Below are 19,188 nucleotides of genomic sequence, written 5' to 3'. Positions count from 1 at the left end.
TTTGAAATGTCTTGCAACATGGTAGATGCGGGTATATACACGCATTCATGCTGACCAGTGAATGCATCTGCACCCACCTGCGTCGCGCCGCCCGTGGGGTGAGCCGACATTACGACGAGGCCCTTGCCGGCTTCGGCATCAATGTCGCCCAGTTTTCCCTCCTGCGCCATCTGCAGCGGCTCGATCAACCGAGTATTACCAGCCTGGCCGAAGCCATGGGCCTGGACCGCAGCACCTTGGGGCGCAACCTCAAGGTGCTCGAGGCCGACGGCCTGGTCGCCTTGGCCGACGGCACTGACCAGCGCAACCGGGTAGTGGTGCTTACCGCGGCTGGCAAGTCGCGTGTTGCCGACGCCCAGCCCGCCTGGGAGCAGGCCCAGCTCGGCTTGATCGAGCAGTTGGGCGAGGGGCAGCGCGATGAACTGGTGCGGTTGCTGGAGCGGCTGGCGTGATGGATGCCGATGACACGCGGGTACTGCCCGCATAAACCTTGCGATGGGCTGGAGAAAACAACAATGACTTCGCTATGGCGAACCAGTGGGTGGGTGCTTGTCGGTGCGGCGCTGATTCTGGCGTTGTCGCTGGGTGTGCGCCACGGTTTCGGGCTGTTCCTGCCGGAGATGAGCGCGGAATTCGGCTGGGGGCGCGGGGTGTTCGCCTTCGCCATTGCCTTGCAAAACCTGATCTGGGGCCTGGCCCAGCCGTTTGCCGGCGCCCTGGCTGACCGGCTGGGTGCGGCCAAGGTAGTGATAGTGGGCGGTATTCTCTATACCGCCGGGCTGCTCATGATGGCCTCTGCCGACTCGCCATGGTCACTGTCGCTCAGTGCCGGCCTGTTGATCGGTATTGGCCTTTCGGGCACCTCGTTCTCGGTCATTCTTGGCGTGGTTGGCCGCGCAGTCCCGGCAGAAAAACGCAGCATGGCCATGGGCATCGCCAGTGCGGCGGGTTCGTTTGGCCAGTTCGCCATGCTGCCCGGTACCTACGGCCTGATCCATTGGCTGGGCTGGTCCGCAGCCTTGCTCGTGCTGGGCCTGCTGGTGGCGCTGATCGTGCCGTTCGTGGCGCTGCTCAAGGACCGTCCGCTGCCCAGCCACGGCGCTGAACAGACCCTCGGCCAGGCCCTGCGCGAGGCCTGTTCGCATTCCGGTTTCTGGCTGCTGGCGCTGGGCTTTTTCGTCTGTGGCTTCCAGGTGGTGTTCATTGGTGTGCACCTGCCGGCCTACCTGGTCGACCAGCATCTGCCGGCGACCATCGGCACCAGCGTGCTGGCGCTGGTCGGGCTGTTCAATATTGTCGGTACCTACACCGCCGGCTGGCTGGGTGGGCGCATGTCCAAACCACGCTTGCTGACCGCCCTGTACTTGCTGCGGGCGGTCGTGATCGTGCTGTTCCTGTGGGCGCCCGTCACTGAGGTGAGTGCCTATCTGTTTGGCATTGCCATGGGCCTGCTGTGGCTGTCGACGGTGCCGCTGACCAATGGCACGGTGGCTACCCTGTTCGGTGTCCGCAACCTGTCCATGCTCGGCGGTATCGTCTTCCTGTTCCATCAGTTGGGTGCCTTCCTCGGCGGCTGGCTGGGCGGTGTGGTGTACGACCGTACTGGCAGCTATGACCTGGTCTGGCAGATCTCCATCCTCCTCAGCCTGTTGGCTGCGGCGCTCAACTGGCCAGTACGCGAACGCCCGGTCGCCCGTCTGCAGGCACAGGCCACATGAGCCGCTATCTGCCCCGCATCGTGCTTGCGGCAGTGGCTGTATTGCTGCTGGCGCTGGCCTGGTGGGGGTGGCACAAGGGCGGGCTGGCGTTGATGCAACTGGGCATGAGCGTTTGTTAGGCGCTACCCTGCTAGATCAAGGACCGTCTCGCAGGAGTAGTGAACAATGATGCATGTACGCTGGTTAGCGATACCCGTGTTGTCCCTTGCCGGCCTCACCTCGAGTTGGGCCGCGGACTGCCCGGCGCTCTTGCAGGGCACGCTGCCCGAGTTGAGCGGCAAGCAGCAGATCGAACTCTGCGAGCGCTTTGCCGGCAAACCGCTGGTGGTAGTCAATACCGCCAGCTACTGCGGTTTTGCGCCGCAGTTCGAAGGTCTCGAAGCGCTGTACAAGGAGTATCACCAGCAAGGCCTGGAGATGCTCGGTGTGCCGTCCAATGACTTCAAGCAGGAAGACAGCGACAGCGAAAAAACCGCCAAGGTCTGTTATGCCAACTACGGCGTCACCTTCGCCATGGCCAAGGCGCAGCACGTGCGTGGCAATGATGCGGTGCCACTGTTTGCTGAGCTGGCTCGGCAGAGCAGTGCGCCGAAGTGGAACTTCTACAAGTATGTGGTCGATCGCAAAGGCAATGTGATTGCCAACTTTTCCAGCCTGACCAAGCCGGATGACGAGGCGTTCAAGGCCGCGATTGAAAAGGCCATCGCCTCTCAGCCTTGAGCGTCAGTGCGGGTGTACGGTGAGCGCGACCAGGCGGATGACCACTGGGCGCACCATCAGCACGCAGACGAAGGCTACCGGCATGGCCAGCTTATAGGCGTCGAGCACGTTGGCCAGGTAGTCGGGTGTCACTCCGGCGTTGGCCGCGGTGATCACGAAGCACATCAGCAAGGCCATGATGGCCGACATGTACAGGGCAAAGACATACGGCGTGGCGGCGGGGCGCAGCTTACGGCGGGTTTGGGACAGTTCGCTCATGAAGGGCCTCTTGGTTTAGCGGAACGCGAAGTGGGCCCAAGGTTAACAATCCTTCGGGCAATCGCTGTAGACCGCTAACAGTGAGTTCTTTATAAAGAGATTGTTACGAATCTGAAGGGCTCGCCGTGGACCTGCTTAATACCATCCGAAGCTTCATCAAGGTTGTCGAGGCTGGCAGCATCGCCGCAGGCGCGCGTGCCTTGGGCATCAGCCCCGCGGCGGTCAGCCAGAACCTCGCGCGTCTTGAGTCGCACCTGCAAGTGCGGTTGATCACGCGTACCACGCGCAGCATGACCTTGAGTGCGGCGGGGCGCCTGTATTACGAGCGGGTGAGGGACATCGAACGGGATCTTGTTCGGGCAGAACAGTTGGTGACCACCCCCGACAGTGAGCCGCACGGACGTTTGTGCATCGCCTCGACGTCGGCCTTCGGCCGGCATGTGCTGGCGCCGTTGATCCCCGCGTTCAGCGCCCGCTATCCGCAGCTTTCGATAGAGTTGCTAACGACTGATCGGCGCGTCAATCATGCCCAGGAAGACGTCGATGTCAGCGTGCGTATCACCGCACAACTGGAAGACCACCTGTTGGCCCGGCACCTGGCGCAGATTCCTTTCATCTGCTGCGCATCTCCCGGCTATCTGGCCAGCGCTGGGCTGCCGAGCTCGCCAGAAGCGCTGCGGGATCATCGTTGCCTGGTGTTTCGCTACCCGGTAGACGGGCGCTTCCTGCGCTGGGGCTTCATGCGTGATGGGCTGCGGTTCGAGGCGGAGTTTGGTCAGGTGCTGATAAGTGATGACATCGATGCTCTGACCCAGATGGCCTTGAACGATGGGGGTGTGGCGCGGCTGGCGGAGTTTATTGTCAGGCCTCATCTGGAGTCGGGGGCGTTGGTGCCGCTGTTTGAATTCAGCGATAGCGGGCGGGCTTATGCTCAGACTGAGCCGATGGATGTCTATCTATGCCTGGCTGACCGTTTTGCGTTGACGCCCAAGGTACGTGTGTTTATGGAATACCTGCAAGAGAGTTTGGGGGCGGGGTGGGGTGTGGGGGTATCCATTTGATGGGGTGACGTCTCGGGCCCCCACATCAAATGGATAAGCTCACAATCCCTAAGCCAGCCGCCACCGCACTGTCCGTGCGTGCCCTGTAACCAGAGGTAGACACGATCAGTGTGGGAGCGGCCTTGTGTCGCGATGGGCCGCGAAGCGGCCCCAATGCCGGCGCTACAGAGCTTAAGTGAACACCACTAGCCACCAGAGCAGGCTTTGCACGCGCCGAAGAGGCTCAGAAGCGGTAGGTGAGGGAAGCCCCGATACCGTGAGCGCTGTTCTCGTACTTGGCTTGGTAGGAGCCCTTGAGAGCACCTTCCTGCAGGCTCGTCGGCTGACGATTGATCTTGGTGTCTTCTTCCCACAGGTAGGAATAGGCGACATCAATGGTCATGTCATCCGTCGGGCTCCAGCCAGCACCAAGGCTGAAGATCCTACGGTCGCCGGTCGGAATGCGTGGCGAGCGGTCGTGGTTGTTGGTGGGCGACTGGTCAACCGAGAAGCCGGTACGCAGGGTCCATTCCTTGTTCACCTTGTAGGACGCGCCAATGGCGTGGGCCCAGGTGTCGTGCCAGTTCTGGTCTTCGTTGATGGTCTGGAACGCTGAGCCCTGCAGCGGTGCAGGCACATCGTTCTGCACGGTGATCGCCTCCAGGCGGCTCCAGCGGGTCCAGGTGCTGCCCGCATACACGGTCCACTGGTCATCGAGCTCGTGGGTAATCGAGAAGTCGACCGACTCTGGCGTCTTGATCTTCAGGCTCGCATCGAACTTGCTCCCGGAAAGCGCCCCGATCGCTGGTGTGCTGACGCGGGTCTTGCCCTCGAGCTTGTAGTCGACCATGGAGTGATAGGTCAGGCCGAGACGGGTACGGTCGGTCGCCTGGACCAGGATGCCGACGTTGTAGCCGACAGCGGTATCGTCGCCTTTGATCTTCACTTCGCCATCGGTGGCGCTACCAAACGCCCGACTGCTCAGGTTGGAGCCCAGCTCGCCTTCGATACGGTTGATGGTCGGGCCGAAGCCGATCGAAACCTTGTCGTTGAAGGCATAGCTGACGGTTGGCTGGAAAGTGACGACTTGTACGTGGCTTTTCTTGCCCCAGTAACGGGCAGCATCATCGCTGCCGTAGTCGGTGACCAGGCCGAACGGCACGTAGACACCAAAACCGACGCTCCAGTGGTCATCGATCGGCTTGACGTAGTAGCCCATGGGAACGCCCACCACTGGCACCATGTCGCCGTCGGTTTCGCCGCCCAGATTGCTACCCGGACCCGAGATATCGGTTTTGGCGATGATAGCCGCGCCACCTACGGTGACTTGCTCGCGCTTGAGGCGCGACATGCCGGCGGGGTTGCCAAACACGGTGCTGGCATCATCGGCAGAAGAAGAACGACCCGCGAAACCTGTCCCCATGCCGCTAATGCTCTGCTCGTTGAGGGCGAAACCGCTGGCGAGCAGTTGGCTGGAAGCGAGAGCAATGGCAACGCCGAGGGAGGTTTTGAGCATTACTTTTTTCATTATTGTGAAACTCCTTGGGATCTCCGGGGCGAAAAGCTACCAACAAATCACGCGTCGCGCTATAGGCTCAATCGCGTGAGATAGAGCGGTTTTGTAGGACAATCCGACCAAACTTCCATTTTTTCCGGTTTTCTGTAGGACGCTTCTCAAGATGCCTGGGACAGGATCGGTTCGACGCAGGTGTGCCATGCCAGGGTGAAGTCACGCAGGCGGCCTTGGGGCTGGAAAGTTTGTCGCCAGATTCGCGCCAGCCCGACCAGGTCGTCAGCTGCGGGCAGGGCGGTGCGCTGCTGTTCGATGAGCATCCAGGCGATAGCAGTGGAATAGCGCAGGTTGACCGTCAGCTCAAGGTGCGGTCCCCCCAGGAAGGCATGCTGGCTGGCTAGCCCGCGGACCAGGCTGGCAAGGTCGGGATCGCGCGCTAAAAAGTCGTCCCAGAGCGCCTGGTGACGGTGCTCGCCAATCCGGTAGAGGCCATGCCCACGGCGGTCGTGCAGGGCTGAACCAAGTGCCGACTGGCAGGCGGCTACCCCCAGTAGCAGGGCTTCGGCGCTGGCACAATGGCGGTCAAGGTAGACCAGGGTGGGTCGAATCACATACAGACACAATTCATTCGCAGCGATACCCATGATGCCCTCGTTCTATTAAGGGCCGACGGGCGCTGGAGCTTGGCAGCTGGTGAAGGATCAGGCCCGCCGGAAGCGGCTCGCACCGCTCAACTTGAAGTGTAGTGTGATAACCACGATGTAAAGGCCTGTTTTTAAATCGATTGCTGCCTGAGGTCAGAAGCCATATGCCCTAAGGCAATTAGGCCAAGAACCAACAGGCAGCTGCTGCGAGCCGGTATTCAGCCCTTGAATGGGCTGACATTCAGGGCTCACGCGGTCAACGATTGGCGCGTCCGATCGATCACCGCCTGCAGTGGGCCTGCGCGGTTGTACTGCTCGGGGTACAGGCGTTCGCTGTGGCAAGCGATGCCGTGTTCGTCGACCAAGGTAAAGCTGAAGCTGCCCTTACGTGGGGCAACGATAAGGCACTTCAGTGGAGCGAAGGCCTGAGAGAGGGTGCCAACGGCACTCTGAAACTGATGATGATTTGTCATTATATGGAGGTTCCTGCTTTGGACACGGACTTTGATCCGTACATCTTAGAAACGTTCCAGTGACGCCTTTATTAAGGGGGCGTTGAACCTGACTGGAACAGGGCAGCCAGAAGGGCGCATTCATTAGGTAGGCGCTGGGCTGACTGGTAGGTACGTCAAAAGGCGGGCAGGCACACCGAGGCAAAGGTTCATGGCCTCTGGGTGAAGATCCCGATCAATCTGCGAGGTGATTCGTGCTGGAGCAGCGGTGGCTGCCGAGTGAATCATCGAAAGGGCCGGTCCTGTTTCAGCAGGTTCTGCTCTTGGGGGGAGCCGGACGCTGCATGGACCTTACTGGCCAGAATTGACTTTCAGCTGGGTACTAACGAGGGCCACCCTACAGGAAGAAAACAGGATTGGCAAATTTATTTGCTGCTGATCAGCTGAGCCGACCAGTATGGCTCAGCTTTGTTGCAATGTGAAGTAGGCGGGCACAGCTGGCAACCGCCCGGCTGGGCTGATTTCGGGCACCCGGCGGCACACTTCGGTGCACTTGTACACATTTGGGGCGCAGTCTGTAACAGACCTGCAACAGCCTCGAATCACCTCGCCAATGCCTTGACTGGCGTCTTAAGTCAATGAAAAAAAACACTAATTTTAGCTGGTGAAAAAATCGACAGTTTGACTGTAGGCCCCATTTCATAAGGGTTTGAAGGCAACATGAAGTGGTTGTCCACCGAGTTATCCACAGGTTCTGTGGATTGTCCCGAGCGCTTGCTCTAGGACGGGCGTGCCAGCCGTTTCTATGACTGTCCGACAATCGTCGTTAAAGGTAGGGGTAGCGAAGGTCCCGCTGAAAACGTCAAGAAAAGATCATCAAATTTTTTTAAAATTTCATGAAAAAACATGCCGGTAAATCGGGTAGAGTGGCGCGCCTCACGAGTTGCCATCGCTGTTGGTCATGAATTTTCGCGGTAAAAACCTCGCACATCCCCCCGCCATTGCATCAGCGTCTGGTCCCAAGCGCTTTTCCTTGAAGGTAGCCCTGTGGCTGCTGGACAGCCCCAGGCTGGGTGACAGGCACAGCGTCAAGCATCTCGCTGGACGCCTGCTCAAGCAGCCTGCGCGTCAAGGCGTGGTGGTGGCGCAAAGCCGTCTTGGCCAGATGCTCTGCCGTGACTGCGGCAGTGCCCGTGATCGGCGCATTGGCCATGACCTGCTGCGTCAGGCAGCTCGCGCAGGGGATCGTCGCGCACAGTTGGAATATGGCCGGCTCTGTCAGCACAGTGAACCGGAGCAGGCTCGGCATTGGCTGGAGCTGGCGGCGGCGCAGGGATCCCAAGAGGCGCGACGACTGCTCACGGCTTGAGCAAGCCGGGCCTGCTCTGCAGTCCGTTCCGGCGCTCCGGCGAGGCCGCTCCCACAGAGATCGCGTCAGCATGAGGTTTGGTGCAAGACAGTTGCTCCCACATTTCCTGCCAAGCATCCGGGCCTGCTCGAGCAGCCCCGACGACCTGACAAGCGCCTTGCTGTAAGCTGCGCCGAGCATTGATCAACAGCATATCGGGGTAGTTATGGCAGTGGATCTGGCCAGCATTCTGCTGGGCATCGTGGCAGCGGCAGTTCCCTTGCTCGGCTGGGTACTCAAGGTCCAGCGCCAGCAGGCTGCAGACCAAGGTGAGCACGCCTTGCGCGAAGAACGCCTCAGTGCAGCCGTATTGGCCCAGGAAGGCCTGCAAGCGCAACTCGAGGCCAGTCGCGACGAGATCAGCGACCTCAGCGAAGCCAACGCCGCCAAGCAGGCCAACCTCGCCGCTCAGGGTCGCGAGCTGGAACTGTTGCAGATCGACCGCGACAACGCCCGCGATGCCGCTCACGCCTGGCAGCTCGAGCGCACCAGCCGTGAAGCCGAACTGCGCCGTCTGGAGGCCCAGGCCGCCGGCCTGCAAGCGGAGCTGCGCGAACAGCAGGAAAGCCACCAGCAGCGCCTCGAAGACCTGCAACAAGCCCGCGACACCCTGCGCGCACAGTTTGCCGAGATGGCCACGAAGATCTTCGACGAGCGCGAACAACGCTTCGCGCAGACCAGCCAACATCACCTCGGGCAATTGCTCGACCCGCTCAAGGAGCGCATCCACGCCTTCGAAAAGCGTGTCGAAGAGAGCTACCAGCAAGAGGCCCGCGAACGCTTCTCGCTGGGCAAGGAGCTGGAGCGCCTGCAGCAGCTCAACCTGCGCTTGTCCGATGAAGCGACCAACCTGACTCAGGCCCTCAAGGGCCAGAAGACCCAGGGCAACTGGGGTGAGCTGATCCTTGAGCGGGTGCTGGAGCATGCCGGCCTGGAGAAGGGCCGCGAGTACCAGACCCAGGTCAGCCTGAAGAGCGCCGACGGCGAGCGCTTCCAGCCCGATGTGCTGATCATGCTGCCGGGCGACAAGCAGGTGGTGGTGGATGCCAAGGTCAGCCTCACCGCCTACCAGCAGTTCGTCAGCAACAATGACGAGGCCGCGCTCAAGCAGCACGTGCAATCGCTGCGCAGCCACGTCAAAGGCCTCTCCGGCAAGGATTACAGTCGCCTCGAAGGCCTGCACAGCCTCGACTTCGTGCTGCTCTTCGTGCCCATCGAAGCGGCGTTTTCGGCAGCTCTGCAAGCCGAACCTAACCTGTTCCAGGAAGCGTTCGACCGGCAGATCGTCATCGTCAGCCCGACCACCCTCTTGGCCACCTTGCGGGTCATCGACAGCCTGTGGAAGCAGGAGCGCCAAGGCCAGAACGCTCGGGAGATCGCCGAGCGCGCTGGTTGGCTGTACGACAAGTTCGTGTTGTTCATCCAGGACCTGGACGAGCTCGGGGCGCGCCTGCAGCAGGTCGACAAGGCCTATGCCGCTGCACGCAACAAACTCTGCGAGGGGCGTGGCAACCTGATCAGCCGCAGCGAGCAGCTCAAGCTGCTCGGCGCGCGCGCCAGCAAGAGCCTGCCGGCCGACCTGCTGGAGCGCGCACTGAGTGATGAAGCGCTTACTGAACCAGGCTCAGATGCCGATTGAGCAGCGCCCGCAACGCGGCCGGCTTGACCGGCTTGGCCAGATAATCGAGGCCTGCGGCATGGACCATGGCGATGGTCTCGCTGCGCCCGTCGGCGCTGATCACCACGCCCGGCACCGGCTCGCCCAGGCGCGTGCGTAGCCAGGCCATCAGCTCGGTACCCGTGTCACCGTCGTCCAGGTGATAGTCGACCAGCGCCAGGTGCGGGCGCACGCCCTTCTCCAGCAGGGCTTCACACGCTTCGCGGTTGCGCGCGGTCCAGACCTGGCAGCCCCAGCGGCTGAGCAGGCTGTTCATGCCGATCAGGATGCTGTCTTCGTTGTCGATGCACAGCACCTGCAGGCCGGCCAGTGGCTGGCCCGGTTGCTGTTCGACGGGCGCGCTCGGCGCAGCGCCAGCGCTGGCAATCGGCACGCTGACGCGGAACACGCTGCCCTTGCCCGGCCACGAGCGCACTTGCAGGGTATGGCCGAGCACCCGGCATAGACCGTCGGCGATCGCCAGGCCTAGGCCCAGGCCTTTTTCGGCGCGGGTCTGGTGGCTGTCGAGGCGCTTGAACTCCTGGAAGATCACCTGCAGCTTGTCGTCGGTGATGCCCGGCCCGCGGTCCCAGACCTCCAGCCACAGTCGCTCACCCTGGCGGCGCACACCGAACAGGATCGGGCTCTTGCCGTAGCGCAAGGCATTGGTAAGGAAGTTCTGCAGCACTCGGCGCAACAGCTTGATGTCGCTGTTGACCCGCAAGCGACTGCCGCGCAGGCGGAACTCGAGGCCTTTTTCCGCCGCCAGGACCTTGAACTCGGCACCCAGGGCATCGAACAGGTCACTGAGGGCGAAGGGCTTGATGTCGGGGGTGATCTTGCCGTTTTCCAGGCGCGAGATATCCAGCAGGTCGCTGATCAGCTCCTCGGCTGAGCGCAACGAGCTGTCCATGTGCTTGACCAGCTGCTGGGCTTCGTCCGACATGCCCTCGGCCTGCTGCGACAGTGCTGCGGAAAACAGCCGCGCCGCGTTCAGCGGCTGCATCAGGTCATGACTGACCGCAGCCAGGAAGCGCGTCTTCGACTGGCTGACCGCCTCGGCCCGGCTCTTCGCTTCGGTCAGCGCCTGGTTGAGCTGGGACAGCTCATGGGTGCGCGCGGCAACCCGCTGCTCAAGGCCCTCGTTGGCGTCCTTGAGCGCCTGTTCCGCTTCGCGGAAGGGGGTGATGTCGGTAAAGCTCATGACAAAACCGCCGCCCGGCATCGGGTTGCCGATCAGCTCGATGACCCGGCCATTGGGGAACAGCCGCTCGGAGGTGTGCGCGCGGCCCTGGCGCATCCAGTGCAGGCGCCGCGCCACGTGCACCTGGGCCTCGCCCGGGCCGCACAGGCCGCGTTCGGCGTTGTAGCGAATGATGTCGGCAATTGGCCGGCCGACGCTGATCAGGCCGTCAGGGTAATTGAACAGCTCCAGGTAGCGCCGGTTCCAGGCCACCAGGTGCAGGTTCTGGTCGACCACACTGATGCCCTGGTTGATGTTCTCGATCGCGCCCTGAAGGAGGGCACGGTTGAACTGCAAGACCTCGCTGGCTTCATCGGCGATGCGCACGACATCTTCGAGCTGCATGTCGCGGCCTTCGATGGCGGCCTTGACCACCGCCCGCGTCGACGACGTACCGAGCACGCCGGCGAGCAGTCGTTCGGTGTGTTCTATCCAGTCGCCATCGGCGTTCTGGTTGGGGTTGAAGCCCTTGCCCTGGCGGTAGGCGAAGCGGATGAAGCTCTGCCGTGCACGCTCCTCGCCGACAAAGCGTGAGGCGAGGTTGAGCAGGTCGTCGATCTGCACCGCCAGCAGCGAACGGCTGTTGGGCCGGGCGCTGGTCTGCTGGCCGATGAAGCGGCCTGCCTGCCAGTGTTCCGACACCCGCGTGCGCGACAGGATCGAGACCCAGGCGAACAGGGTGAAGTTGCCTGCCAGCGACAGCACCACGCCTTGCGTGAGCGGGGTGATCGGCAGATTCAGCGGGTTGCCGTGCAGCCACGCCAGGCCCGGGAACAGCTCCAGCGACCAGCCCAGGCTGTGCGCGGTGATCGGCAGCACCAGGGTGTAGAACCAGAGGAAGATCCCCGCCGCGAGACCTGCGAACACGCCACGTCGGTTGGCCTGTTTCCAGTACAGCGCACCGAGCATGGCCGGGGTCAGTTGGGTGACGGCGGCAAAGGCGATCTGGCCGATGGTGGCCAGGCTGGCCGTGGAGCCGAGCAAGCGGTAGCTGACGTACGCCAGCAAGAGGATGACGACGATGGTCACCCGGCGTACCGAAAGCATCCAGTGGCGGAACGCCTCGAACGGCCGCTCGGCATTTTTGCGTCGTAGCAGCCAGGGCAGCAGCATGTCGTTGGAGACCATGGTCGACAGCGCCACCGCCTCGACGATGACCATGCCGGTCGCGGCCGAGGCGCCGCCGATAAACGCCAGCAAGGCCAGGCTCGGGTGCGCTTCGGCCAGCGGCAGGCTGATGACGAAGGAGTCCGAAATCACTGTGCCCGGCAGCAGCATCTGCCCGGCCAGGGCGATCGGCACCACGAACAGTGCGGCCAGTACCAGGTACATCGGGAACACCCAGCGCGCCATGCGCAGGTCCTGCGGCTCGATGTTCTCTACCACGGTGACGTGGAACTGACGCGGCAAACAGATGATCGCCATCATCGCCACGCCGGTCTGGACCACCATCGACGGCCAGTTAATGGTCTCTTGCCAGTAGCTTTCCAGGTGCACCGATTGCCGCGCCTGGGTGAACAGGTCGTCGAAGCCGTCGTACAAATTGAACACCACGAACACGCCCACGGCGAGAAACGCCAGCAGCTTGACCAGCGCTTCGAAAGCGATCGCCAGGACCATCCCCCGGTGGTGCTCGGTGACGTCCAGGCTGCGCGTGCCGAACACGATCGAGAACAGCGCCAGCACCAGCGAAACCACCAGCGCGGTGTCCTGTACGCGGGTGCCGGTGGCATCGGCGTTGGCCCCGATCAACAGGTTGACCCCGAGCACGATGCCCTTGAGCTGCAGGGCGATATACGGCAGTACGCCGACCAGGCAGATCAGCGCCACCACCACCGCCAGGCTCTGCGATTTGCCATAGCGCGCGGCAATGAAGTCGGCGATCGACGTAATGTTCTGTTGCTTGCTGATGAGCACCATCTTCTGCACCACCTGCGGCGCAAAGATCAGCAGCAGCACCGGGCCCAGGTAGATCGGCAAAAACGCCCACAACTGCTCGGCGGCCTGGCCGACCGCGCCAAAGAAGGTCCAGCTGGTGCAGTAGACGGCCAGCGACAGGCTGTACACCCAGGCACGCAGGCGCGGCGGCAGCGGGGTGCTGCGGCGGTCGCCATAAAAGGCGATGGCGAACATGACGGCCATATAGGCCAGGGCGACCACGGCGATCAGCCCGCTGGACAACGACATGAAGACTCCGGAGCAAATAAGATGAAACGCGGTCCCGATCAGCCAGTCTGGCACGTGGCCCGCGGTTCGTCAGCGCCGACGATGGTAGCAGTGGCAGGAGGTCGCAGTTCAGCCAATCCAGGGTCCCGGCTTCAGCGATTGGAGCGGGCTCACGCGGCCTCGCTGTTCATGGTGGCAATGATGCCGTACGCAAAACGCTTCAGGGCAGGGCTTTGCTGAGTGCCACTGACTTCAGTGTTGAGCCACTGGGCGTGGTTGAAGAGCATGCCAAGCACCGCATCAGACGCCATCGAGAGTGTGGCGGGGTGCAGTCGGTTGGCCCGGATCAGGTCCTTGATAATGTCCGACAAGATCTGGATGTAGTCGTTTTTCAGGCCATTGAATTCGTCCGCCTGCGCGGCGGTCAGGTTGATCTGTTCGCGCGCGAGCAGGCAGGCGCGGGCTGCGCATCCGGTTTTGAAGGCCAGGAAAGTATCGATGAAGCAGTTCAGTCGTTCATGCGCCTGGGCCTTGCGCCGCAGATTTAGTCTGGTGCTGTAGAGCAACTCGTTGATGGCGTCTTCCATAAGTTCGTATAGCAGTGACTGTTTGCTGTCGATGTGGTGATAAAGCGAACCTGGCTTGATCCCGACGTGCTCCGCCAGCTCTCGCAGGCCAATGGCTTGATAGCCATACAGTGCAAACAGTTCGCAGGCCCCTTGGAGAATGCGGTCGCGTGCGCTTTTAACGTCAGGAGCTGTCATGACCGAGGCCCTTTTGTGCGAATGGTCGGTGCGTGCGGTGCAGGTTGACGAAATGTAAGACAACAGGCATCTTACAGTAAAGCTTTATCGGAGGAGCTCGGCATGAACGATCAAACGGTAGTGATAGTGGGTGGCGCCTCGGGTCTGGGCCTGGAAACCGCGCGGCTGATGGTCAAGCGCGGGGCAAGCAAGATCGGTCTGATAGACCGTAACGAACAGCTCCTGGTGCAGGCAGCCGAAGAGCTGGGTGCGCTGGGTGTGCAAGTGGCGACCGCGGTTGGCGACATCGCTCGCCAGCAGACCGCGCATGCCGCGTTTCAGCAGATCGTCGATGCGCTGGGTCGGGTTCATTGCCTAGTCAACAGTGCGGCGATCTACCCGCGCAAGGATATTCTCGAGATCACCGACGACGAGTGGGATCTGGAGAACGCCGTCAACATCAAGGGCACCTATCACATGATGGTCGCCGCCGTGCGCCACATGCAGCAGTTCGTTGCCGCCCCGGCAGTGACCGGGCGCATCGTCAACGTGACCTCGGTCGACGCCTTCAAGGCTCACCCGCAGAACGCCCACTATGCTGCCACCAAGGCGGCCGTGGTCAGCCTGACCAAGTCGTTTGCCCAGGCCTGTGCCAAGGACCAGATCCTGGTCAACTCGGTGGCCCCGGCCGGCTTCGCCACCGAGCGCGCCAAGCAGCTCGGCTTTCTCGGTGAGTTGGCGGCGGCCAACCCGCTGGGGCGTGCCGCCGAGCCAGCTGAAATCGCCGAGTGGATCGTTATGATGGGTAGCAGCCGTAACAGTTATGCCACCGGAGAAAACGTCATCGTCAGCGGAGGCTACATTTATGCCTGAAGCTTCCTTCCCCACAGGCTACCAGCGCGCGCTCGTGACCGGTGCCACCAGTGGCATCGGCAAGGCGATCGTGCTGGCCTTGCGTGATGCTGGCCTGCAAGTGATTGCGGTGGGCCGCAGCCCTGACGCGCTGGCCGAACTCGCCAGCGAGCCTGGCGTCACCACTTTGCAAGCCGATGTGCGCGACAGCAAGGCATTCAGCGCCGCGCTGGAAGGCCTGACGGTGGATGTACTGGTCAACAACGCGGGGGTGCTGTCCACCCGTGCGGCGTTCCAGGAGATCGACGAGGCCGAGATCGACAACATGATCGACATCAACCTCAAGGCGCCGCTGCAGCTTGCCCGTAACGTGCTCCCGGGCATGGTCGAGCGCAGCCGTGGCCACGTGTTCTTCATCGGCTCCAGTGCTGGGCGCGCGCCGCATCCTGGGGCGGCGGTGTACGGTGCCTCCAAGGCGGGCGTGAGCCTGTTCTGCGATGCCTTGCGGTGCGACCTGCTGGGCACCGGGGTACGGGTCACCGAAATCGCCCCAGGCCGGGTGCAGACCCAGCTGTACCGCACTGCGATGGGTATGCAGGCCGCGGGTAGCGAACTGTACGACGGCTACGAGTCGATCCAGCCCGAGGACATCGCGCAACTGCTCCTGGCAGCACTGCGCATGCCTGCCGCGGTTGATGTATCGCGCCTGGAAGTGTTCCCGACTGCGCAAGCGGTGGGTGGCTCGCGGATGGTCAAGACGCTCAGCTGAGGTGGGGCTTAAAACGCCAGGGTAGCGCGAAGGCCGCGCCACACGGACGTCGTTCAGGGCTTGCAGCAGACTGACTGTCCGGGTGGGGCGGCCTTTGTCGTGAGGGCGATGAAATTTCTATCGCTCAGCGCTGATTCATGGCGCACAACCCCTTGACCACATGTAAGACAACATATAACTTACAGATCAACCGGCCATATCGTGGACGGATACAACTACACAGCAGGGGATATGACGATGACTGCGACATCATGCCGGGTCGGCGTGGACATTGGCGGGACCTTCACCGATATCGCGCTGGACGTGGACGGCGTGCTTCATTCGACCAAGATCCTGACCGACTACGAGCTGCCCGAGCGGGCCATCCTCACCGGCGTTCGGCTGGTGGTGGAGCAGGCCGGTCTGGCGCTCTCGGATATCGACCAGCTGATCCACGGTACCACCCTGGCCACCAACGCCCTGATCGAGCGACGTGGCGCGCGCACTGCCTTCATCACCACCGAAGGCTTTCGCGATACCCTGGAAATGCGCACCGAAAACCGCTTCGAGCAGTACGACATCAATATCGTCCTGCCGCCGCCGCTGATCGACCGCGAACACCGCTATACCCTGCACGAGCGCCTGGACGTCAAAGGCCAGGTGCTGATCGCCCCTGAGCAGGCCGAGATCGACACGCTGGTCGAGCGCATCGCCGAAGGCAACTACGAAAGCGTCGCCATCGGCTTCATCCACAGCTACGTCAACGGCGCCCACGAGCGGCAATTGCGCGATGCCCTGCAGGCGCGCCTGCCACAGGTGTCGATCTCGATCTCCAGCGAAGTCTCGCCGCAGATGCGCGAGTTCGAGCGCTTCAACACCGTGTGTGCCAACGCCTACGTCAAGCCGCTGATCAAGTCCTACCTGGACCGCCTGGTGGTGACCCTCAAGCAGGAAGGCGCCGATTGCCCGGTGTTCATGATCCACTCCGGTGGGGGCATCATCTCGGTGCAGAGCGCGGCCGAGTTCCCGGTCCGCCTGGTCGAGTCCGGCCCTGCCGGCGGCGCTATCTTTGCCGCTGACATCGCCCGTCGCTACCAGCTGGAAAACGTCCTGTCGTTCGACATGGGCGGCACCACCGCAAAAATCTGCCTGATCGAAGACCAGGTGCCGAAAACCGCCAAGACCTTCGAAGTGGCGCGTACCTACCGCTTCAAGAAGGGCAGCGGCATGCCGATTTCCATCCCGGTGGTGGAGATGGTCGAGATCGGCGCCGGCGGCGGTTCGATCGCCAGCATCGACAGCATGCGCCAGATCCGCGTCGGCCCGCACAGCGCGGCTTCCGAGCCTGGTCCGGCGTGCTATAACCGCGGCGGCCTGGATCCGACCATCACCGACGCCAACCTGCTGCTGGGTCGTCTGGATGGCGACAACTTTGCCGGTGGTGCTCTGCGTCTGTGCGGCGAAAAAGCCGCTGAGGCGATGGGCCGCGTGATCGGCAACCCGCTGAGCATGGACGCCACTACCGCGGCCTTCGGTGTCTGCGAGGTGGTCGACGAAAACATGGCCAATGCCGGCCGTGTGCATGCGGTGGAGAGCGGCAAGGACATCGCCGACTACACCATGATCACCTTTGGCGGCGGCGGCCCGCTGCACGCTGCGCGACTGTGCGAAAAAATGGGTGTCTCGCGCTTCGTCGTGCCCGCTGGCGCCGGTGTCGGTTCGGCTATTGGCTTTCTGCGTGCGCCGTTCGGCTATGAGGCCGTGCGCAGTGCGTTCGTGCGCCTGTCCGAGTTCAATGCCGCGGCGGTCAACGGCCTTATCGAAGAAATGAAGGCCGAGTCGCTGAGCTTCCTGCGCCAGGGCATGCCCGAGGGCGAGCCTGAAATGGACTGCACGGCGTTTATGCGCTATGTCGGTCAAGGCTGGGAAATCCCCGTGGCACTGCCGTTCAAGGCGTTCACCGCGGCTGACACCGTGCAGTTCAAGACCCTCTTTGAAGAGGCCTACACGCGCTTCTTCGGTCGCCCGATCGAAGGCCCGGACATCGAGATCGTCAGCTGGTCGGTGCGCGCCAGTTCGCCGCTGCCACCAGTCGCCCGTATCGAAGAAGTCGGCGCTGCCTACCGCGCCAATGAAGTGTCCCGCCGCGAGGTGTTCGATGTCGCTGCCGGCGGCTTCGTCGAGGCAGGGATCTACCCGCGCGAAGAGCTGCAGATCGGCGCCCGCGTCGATGGCCCGGCGATCATCGTCGAACGCGAGACCTCGACTTTCGTCACCTCCAATTTCATCGCCACGGTCCAGCCCGACGGCTGCCTGCTGGTTGTCCGTCGCTAACGCCCTACATCGGAGGCAAGCACCATGAGCGAAACCATGATCGACATTCAAATGCAGGTGATGTGGAACCGACTGGTCTCGGTGGTCGAAGAACAGGCCCTGACCCTGATCCGCACCGCCTTTTCGACCAGCGTACGTGAGGCTGGCGACTTGTCGGCCGGGGTCTTCGACCGCGCCGGCAACATGCTCGCCCAGGCGGTCACCGGCACCCCGGGCCACGTCAACACCATGGCCGAAGCCGTGGTGCATTTCATCAACGACATCGGCGAAGACAATATCTTCGAAGGCGACGTGTACGTCACCAACGACCCGTGGAAGGGCACCGGCCACCTGCACGACATCACCATCGTGTCGCCGTCGTTCTACAAGGGCACGCTGATCGGCTACTTCGCCAGCACCGCCCACGTGGTCGACATCGGCGGCCGCGGCTTTGGTCCGGACGCGCGCGAAGTCTACGAAGAAGGCTTGTTCATCCCGATCATGAAGCTGTTCGAGCGCGGCAAGGTCAACCGTGACCTGATCAACATCCTGCGCAACAACGTGCGTGAAAACGACCGCGTGGTGGGTGACTTCTACGCCCTGTCGGCGTGCAACGAGACCGGCCACAAGCGCCTGCTGGACATGCTCGACGAGTTCAATCTGGACGACCTGGAGCACATCGGCGGCTTCATCCTCGAGCACAGCCGTCGCGCCACCCTCGAATGCTTCAAGTCGCTGCCGCATGGCACCTATACCAACAGCATGACCCTGGACGGCTACGACGTGCCGGTGACGCTGGCGGTGACTATCACGGTCGGTGAGGACGGCATCAAGAGCGACTTTACCGGCACCTCAGGCATGAGCCAGTTCGGCATCAACGTGCCGCTGGGCTACGCCAAGGCGTACGCCTGCTATGGCCTCAAGTGCATCGTCGCGCCAGAGATCCCCAACAACTCGGCCTCGCTGGCGCCCTTCGAAGTGACCGCGCCGGAAGGCTGCATCCTCAATGCCAAGCATCCGGCGCCGGTCTCGGTGCGCCATGTGCTCGGCCACTTCGTCCCTGACCTGGTGCTCGGTGCGCTGCACAAATGCCTGCCCGGCAAGGTCCCCGCAGAAGGCTCCAGCGCCCTGTGGAACCTGCACCTGAGCGTGCGTCCGCTGGAGAGCAACCCGAACGGGCGCAACGCCGAGATGCTGATGTTCAATAGCGGCGGCATGGGCGCTCGCTCGGCAATGGACGGCCTCAGTGCCACGGCGTTCCCCAGCGGCGTGCACACCATGCCGGTGGAAGCTACCGAGCATGCCGGCCCAGTGGTGGTCTGGCGCAAGGAGCTGCGGGAAGGGTCGGGCGGGTCTGGCCAACTGCGCGGCGGCCTCGGCCAGGAGATCGAAGTGTCGGCGGCCGAAGGTTACAGTTTCCGCTTCAGCGCCATGTTCGATCGCATCCAGTATCCCGCGCGCGGCCTGGAAGGCGGGCAGCCGGGTGCCCAGGGCTTCGTTGGCCTGGATGACGGTACGGTGCTGCGCGGCAAGGGCCAGCAGTTCGTCCCGGCCGAGCGCCGCCTGGTGCTGAGCCTGCCGGGTGGCGGTGGCTATGGCGACCCGCGCAAGCGTGGCCGTGATGAGGTGGCGCGTGACCTGCGCTTTGGCTACATCAGTGCCGAACAGGCGCGTGACGACTACGGCTTCGAAGCCGCCAAGGAGCGCTGAGCC

General features: G+C 62.6%; 17 protein-coding genes. 11 read left to right on the top strand and 6 right to left on the bottom strand.

The window, feature by feature from the left end:
• Positions 1–47: 47 nt before the first annotated feature.
• The 4 genes from J3B00_RS22880 to J3B00_RS22870 all read left to right on the top strand — a co-directional run bounded on the left by J3B00_RS22880 (position 48) and on the right by J3B00_RS22870 (position 2,438).
• Positions 48–452 carry a MarR family winged helix-turn-helix transcriptional regulator gene (locus J3B00_RS22880; protein ID WP_209872366.1) on the top strand — a complete coding sequence of 135 codons (405 nt, stop codon included), beginning with the start codon at positions 48–50 and terminating at the stop codon, positions 450–452.
• 63 nt (positions 453–515) lie between these two features.
• Complete coding sequence (locus J3B00_RS22875; protein WP_209872363.1) at positions 516–1,718, top strand: MFS transporter; 1,203 nt, start codon at positions 516–518, stop codon at positions 1,716–1,718.
• Positions 1,715–1,837, top strand: a complete 123-nt coding sequence (locus tag J3B00_RS26865; RefSeq protein ID WP_281076008.1) for a hypothetical protein — start codon at positions 1,715–1,717, stop codon at positions 1,835–1,837. The genes J3B00_RS22875 and J3B00_RS26865 overlap by 4 nt, the downstream gene beginning before the upstream one ends.
• Positions 1,838–1,886: 49 nt before the next feature.
• Positions 1,887–2,438 (top strand): glutathione peroxidase, encoded by a 552-nt coding sequence (locus J3B00_RS22870; RefSeq protein ID WP_209875102.1) that lies wholly within the window; start codon positions 1,887–1,889, stop codon positions 2,436–2,438.
• A 3-nt stretch (positions 2,439–2,441) separates the two neighbouring features.
• Here the strand turns inward: J3B00_RS22870 and J3B00_RS22865 are convergent, their stop codons facing one another.
• A complete protein-coding gene (locus J3B00_RS22865; protein ID WP_209872360.1) occupies positions 2,442–2,696 on the bottom strand; it encodes a DUF2798 domain-containing protein in 255 nt (84 codons plus the stop codon).
• Between the two features lie 125 nt (positions 2,697–2,821).
• On the opposite strand from J3B00_RS22865, the gene J3B00_RS22860 reads away from it, so the two are divergent.
• The gene (locus tag J3B00_RS22860) at positions 2,822–3,757 is read left to right on the top strand and encodes a LysR family transcriptional regulator (protein ID WP_209872357.1); all 936 of its coding nucleotides are present in this window, start codon (positions 2,822–2,824) and stop codon (positions 3,755–3,757) included.
• Between the two features lie 223 nt (positions 3,758–3,980).
• Here J3B00_RS22860 and J3B00_RS22855 read toward each other — a convergent pair whose 3' ends face one another.
• From J3B00_RS22855 to J3B00_RS22845, 3 genes are all read right to left on the bottom strand, one after another.
• Positions 3,981–5,264, bottom strand: a complete 1,284-nt coding sequence (locus J3B00_RS22855; protein WP_209872353.1) for an outer membrane protein transport protein — start codon at positions 5,262–5,264, stop codon at positions 3,981–3,983.
• A gap of 146 nt (positions 5,265–5,410) precedes the next feature.
• Positions 5,411–5,893, bottom strand: a complete 483-nt coding sequence (locus J3B00_RS22850) for a hypothetical protein (RefSeq protein ID WP_209872350.1) — start codon at positions 5,891–5,893, stop codon at positions 5,411–5,413.
• A 248-nt stretch (positions 5,894–6,141) separates the two neighbouring features.
• A complete protein-coding gene (locus J3B00_RS22845) occupies positions 6,142–6,366 on the bottom strand; it encodes a hypothetical protein (protein WP_209872347.1) in 225 nt (74 codons plus the stop codon).
• A gap of 940 nt (positions 6,367–7,306) precedes the next feature.
• Between J3B00_RS22845 and J3B00_RS22840 the strand changes: the two genes are divergently transcribed.
• On the top strand, positions 7,307–7,714 hold the full coding sequence (locus J3B00_RS22840; RefSeq protein WP_209872344.1) for an SEL1-like repeat protein: 408 nt from the start codon (positions 7,307–7,309) through the stop codon (positions 7,712–7,714).
• A 319-nt stretch (positions 7,715–8,033) separates the two neighbouring features.
• On the top strand, positions 8,034–9,392 hold the full coding sequence (rmuC, locus tag J3B00_RS22835) for a DNA recombination protein RmuC (RefSeq protein WP_209875099.1): 1,359 nt from the start codon (positions 8,034–8,036) through the stop codon (positions 9,390–9,392).
• Here the strand turns inward: rmuC and J3B00_RS22830 are convergent.
• Together J3B00_RS22830 and J3B00_RS22825 are read right to left on the bottom strand one after the other, a co-directional pair.
• Complete coding sequence (locus J3B00_RS22830) at positions 9,364–12,840, bottom strand: hybrid sensor histidine kinase/response regulator (RefSeq protein ID WP_209872341.1); 3,477 nt, start codon at positions 12,838–12,840, stop codon at positions 9,364–9,366. The two genes, rmuC and J3B00_RS22830, sit on opposite strands and share 29 nt — an antisense overlap.
• Positions 12,841–12,989: 149 nt before the next feature.
• On the bottom strand, positions 12,990–13,646 hold the full coding sequence (locus J3B00_RS22825) for a TetR/AcrR family transcriptional regulator (RefSeq protein WP_209872338.1): 657 nt from the start codon (positions 13,644–13,646) through the stop codon (positions 12,990–12,992).
• A 39-nt stretch (positions 13,647–13,685) separates the two neighbouring features.
• On the opposite strand from J3B00_RS22825, the gene J3B00_RS22820 reads away from it, so the two are divergent.
• The 4 genes from J3B00_RS22820 to J3B00_RS22805 all read left to right on the top strand — a co-directional run bounded on the left by J3B00_RS22820 (position 13,686) and on the right by J3B00_RS22805 (position 19,185).
• Positions 13,686–14,435: an SDR family oxidoreductase gene (locus J3B00_RS22820; protein ID WP_209872335.1), complete on the top strand. Its 750-nt coding sequence runs from the start codon at positions 13,686–13,688 to the stop codon at positions 14,433–14,435.
• On the top strand, positions 14,428–15,183 hold the full coding sequence (locus J3B00_RS22815; protein ID WP_209872332.1) for an SDR family oxidoreductase: 756 nt from the start codon (positions 14,428–14,430) through the stop codon (positions 15,181–15,183). The genes J3B00_RS22820 and J3B00_RS22815 overlap by 8 nt, the downstream gene beginning before the upstream one ends.
• Positions 15,184–15,420: 237 nt before the next feature.
• The gene (locus J3B00_RS22810) at positions 15,421–17,496 is read left to right on the top strand and encodes a hydantoinase/oxoprolinase family protein (RefSeq protein WP_209872329.1); all 2,076 of its coding nucleotides are present in this window, start codon (positions 15,421–15,423) and stop codon (positions 17,494–17,496) included.
• Between the two features lie 36 nt (positions 17,497–17,532).
• Complete coding sequence (locus J3B00_RS22805) at positions 17,533–19,185, top strand: hydantoinase B/oxoprolinase family protein (RefSeq protein WP_245362609.1); 1,653 nt, start codon at positions 17,533–17,535, stop codon at positions 19,183–19,185.
• The last annotated feature ends 3 nt before the right edge of the window (positions 19,186–19,188 follow it).

The organism is Pseudomonas sp. BP8 (genome assembly GCF_017875955.1).
Taxonomy (GTDB): domain Bacteria; phylum Pseudomonadota; class Gammaproteobacteria; order Pseudomonadales; family Pseudomonadaceae; genus Aquipseudomonas.
The sequence above is the reverse complement of the archived record's forward strand: the minus strand, read 5'-3'. Positions and strand labels throughout refer to the sequence as shown.

Bases quoted from the DNA above. Each gene is read 5' to 3' on its own strand.
- J3B00_RS22880 (WP_209872366.1), top strand. From the start codon at position 48: ATGCTGACCAGTGAATGCATCTGCACCCACCTGCGTCGCGCCGCCCGT.
- J3B00_RS22875 (WP_209872363.1), top strand. From the start codon at position 516: ATGACTTCGCTATGGCGAACCAGTGGGTGGGTGCTTGTCGGTGCGGCG.
- J3B00_RS26865 (WP_281076008.1), top strand. From the start codon at position 1,715: ATGAGCCGCTATCTGCCCCGCATCGTGCTTGCGGCAGTGGCTGTATTG.
- J3B00_RS22870 (WP_209875102.1), top strand. From the start codon at position 1,887: ATGCATGTACGCTGGTTAGCGATACCCGTGTTGTCCCTTGCCGGCCTC.
- J3B00_RS22865 (WP_209872360.1), bottom strand. From the start codon at position 2,696: ATGAGCGAACTGTCCCAAACCCGCCGTAAGCTGCGCCCCGCCGCCACG.
- J3B00_RS22855 (WP_209872353.1), bottom strand. From the start codon at position 5,264: ATGAAAAAAGTAATGCTCAAAACCTCCCTCGGCGTTGCCATTGCTCTC.
- J3B00_RS22850 (WP_209872350.1), bottom strand. From the start codon at position 5,893: ATGGGTATCGCTGCGAATGAATTGTGTCTGTATGTGATTCGACCCACC.
- J3B00_RS22845 (WP_209872347.1), bottom strand. From the start codon at position 6,366: ATGACAAATCATCATCAGTTTCAGAGTGCCGTTGGCACCCTCTCTCAG.
- J3B00_RS22840 (WP_209872344.1), top strand. From the start codon at position 7,307: ATGAATTTTCGCGGTAAAAACCTCGCACATCCCCCCGCCATTGCATCA.
- J3B00_RS22830 (WP_209872341.1), bottom strand. From the start codon at position 12,840: ATGTCGTTGTCCAGCGGGCTGATCGCCGTGGTCGCCCTGGCCTATATG.
- J3B00_RS22820 (WP_209872335.1), top strand. From the start codon at position 13,686: ATGAACGATCAAACGGTAGTGATAGTGGGTGGCGCCTCGGGTCTGGGC.
- J3B00_RS22815 (WP_209872332.1), top strand. From the start codon at position 14,428: ATGCCTGAAGCTTCCTTCCCCACAGGCTACCAGCGCGCGCTCGTGACC.
- J3B00_RS22810 (WP_209872329.1), top strand. From the start codon at position 15,421: ATGACTGCGACATCATGCCGGGTCGGCGTGGACATTGGCGGGACCTTC.
- J3B00_RS22805 (WP_245362609.1), top strand. From the start codon at position 17,533: ATGATCGACATTCAAATGCAGGTGATGTGGAACCGACTGGTCTCGGTG.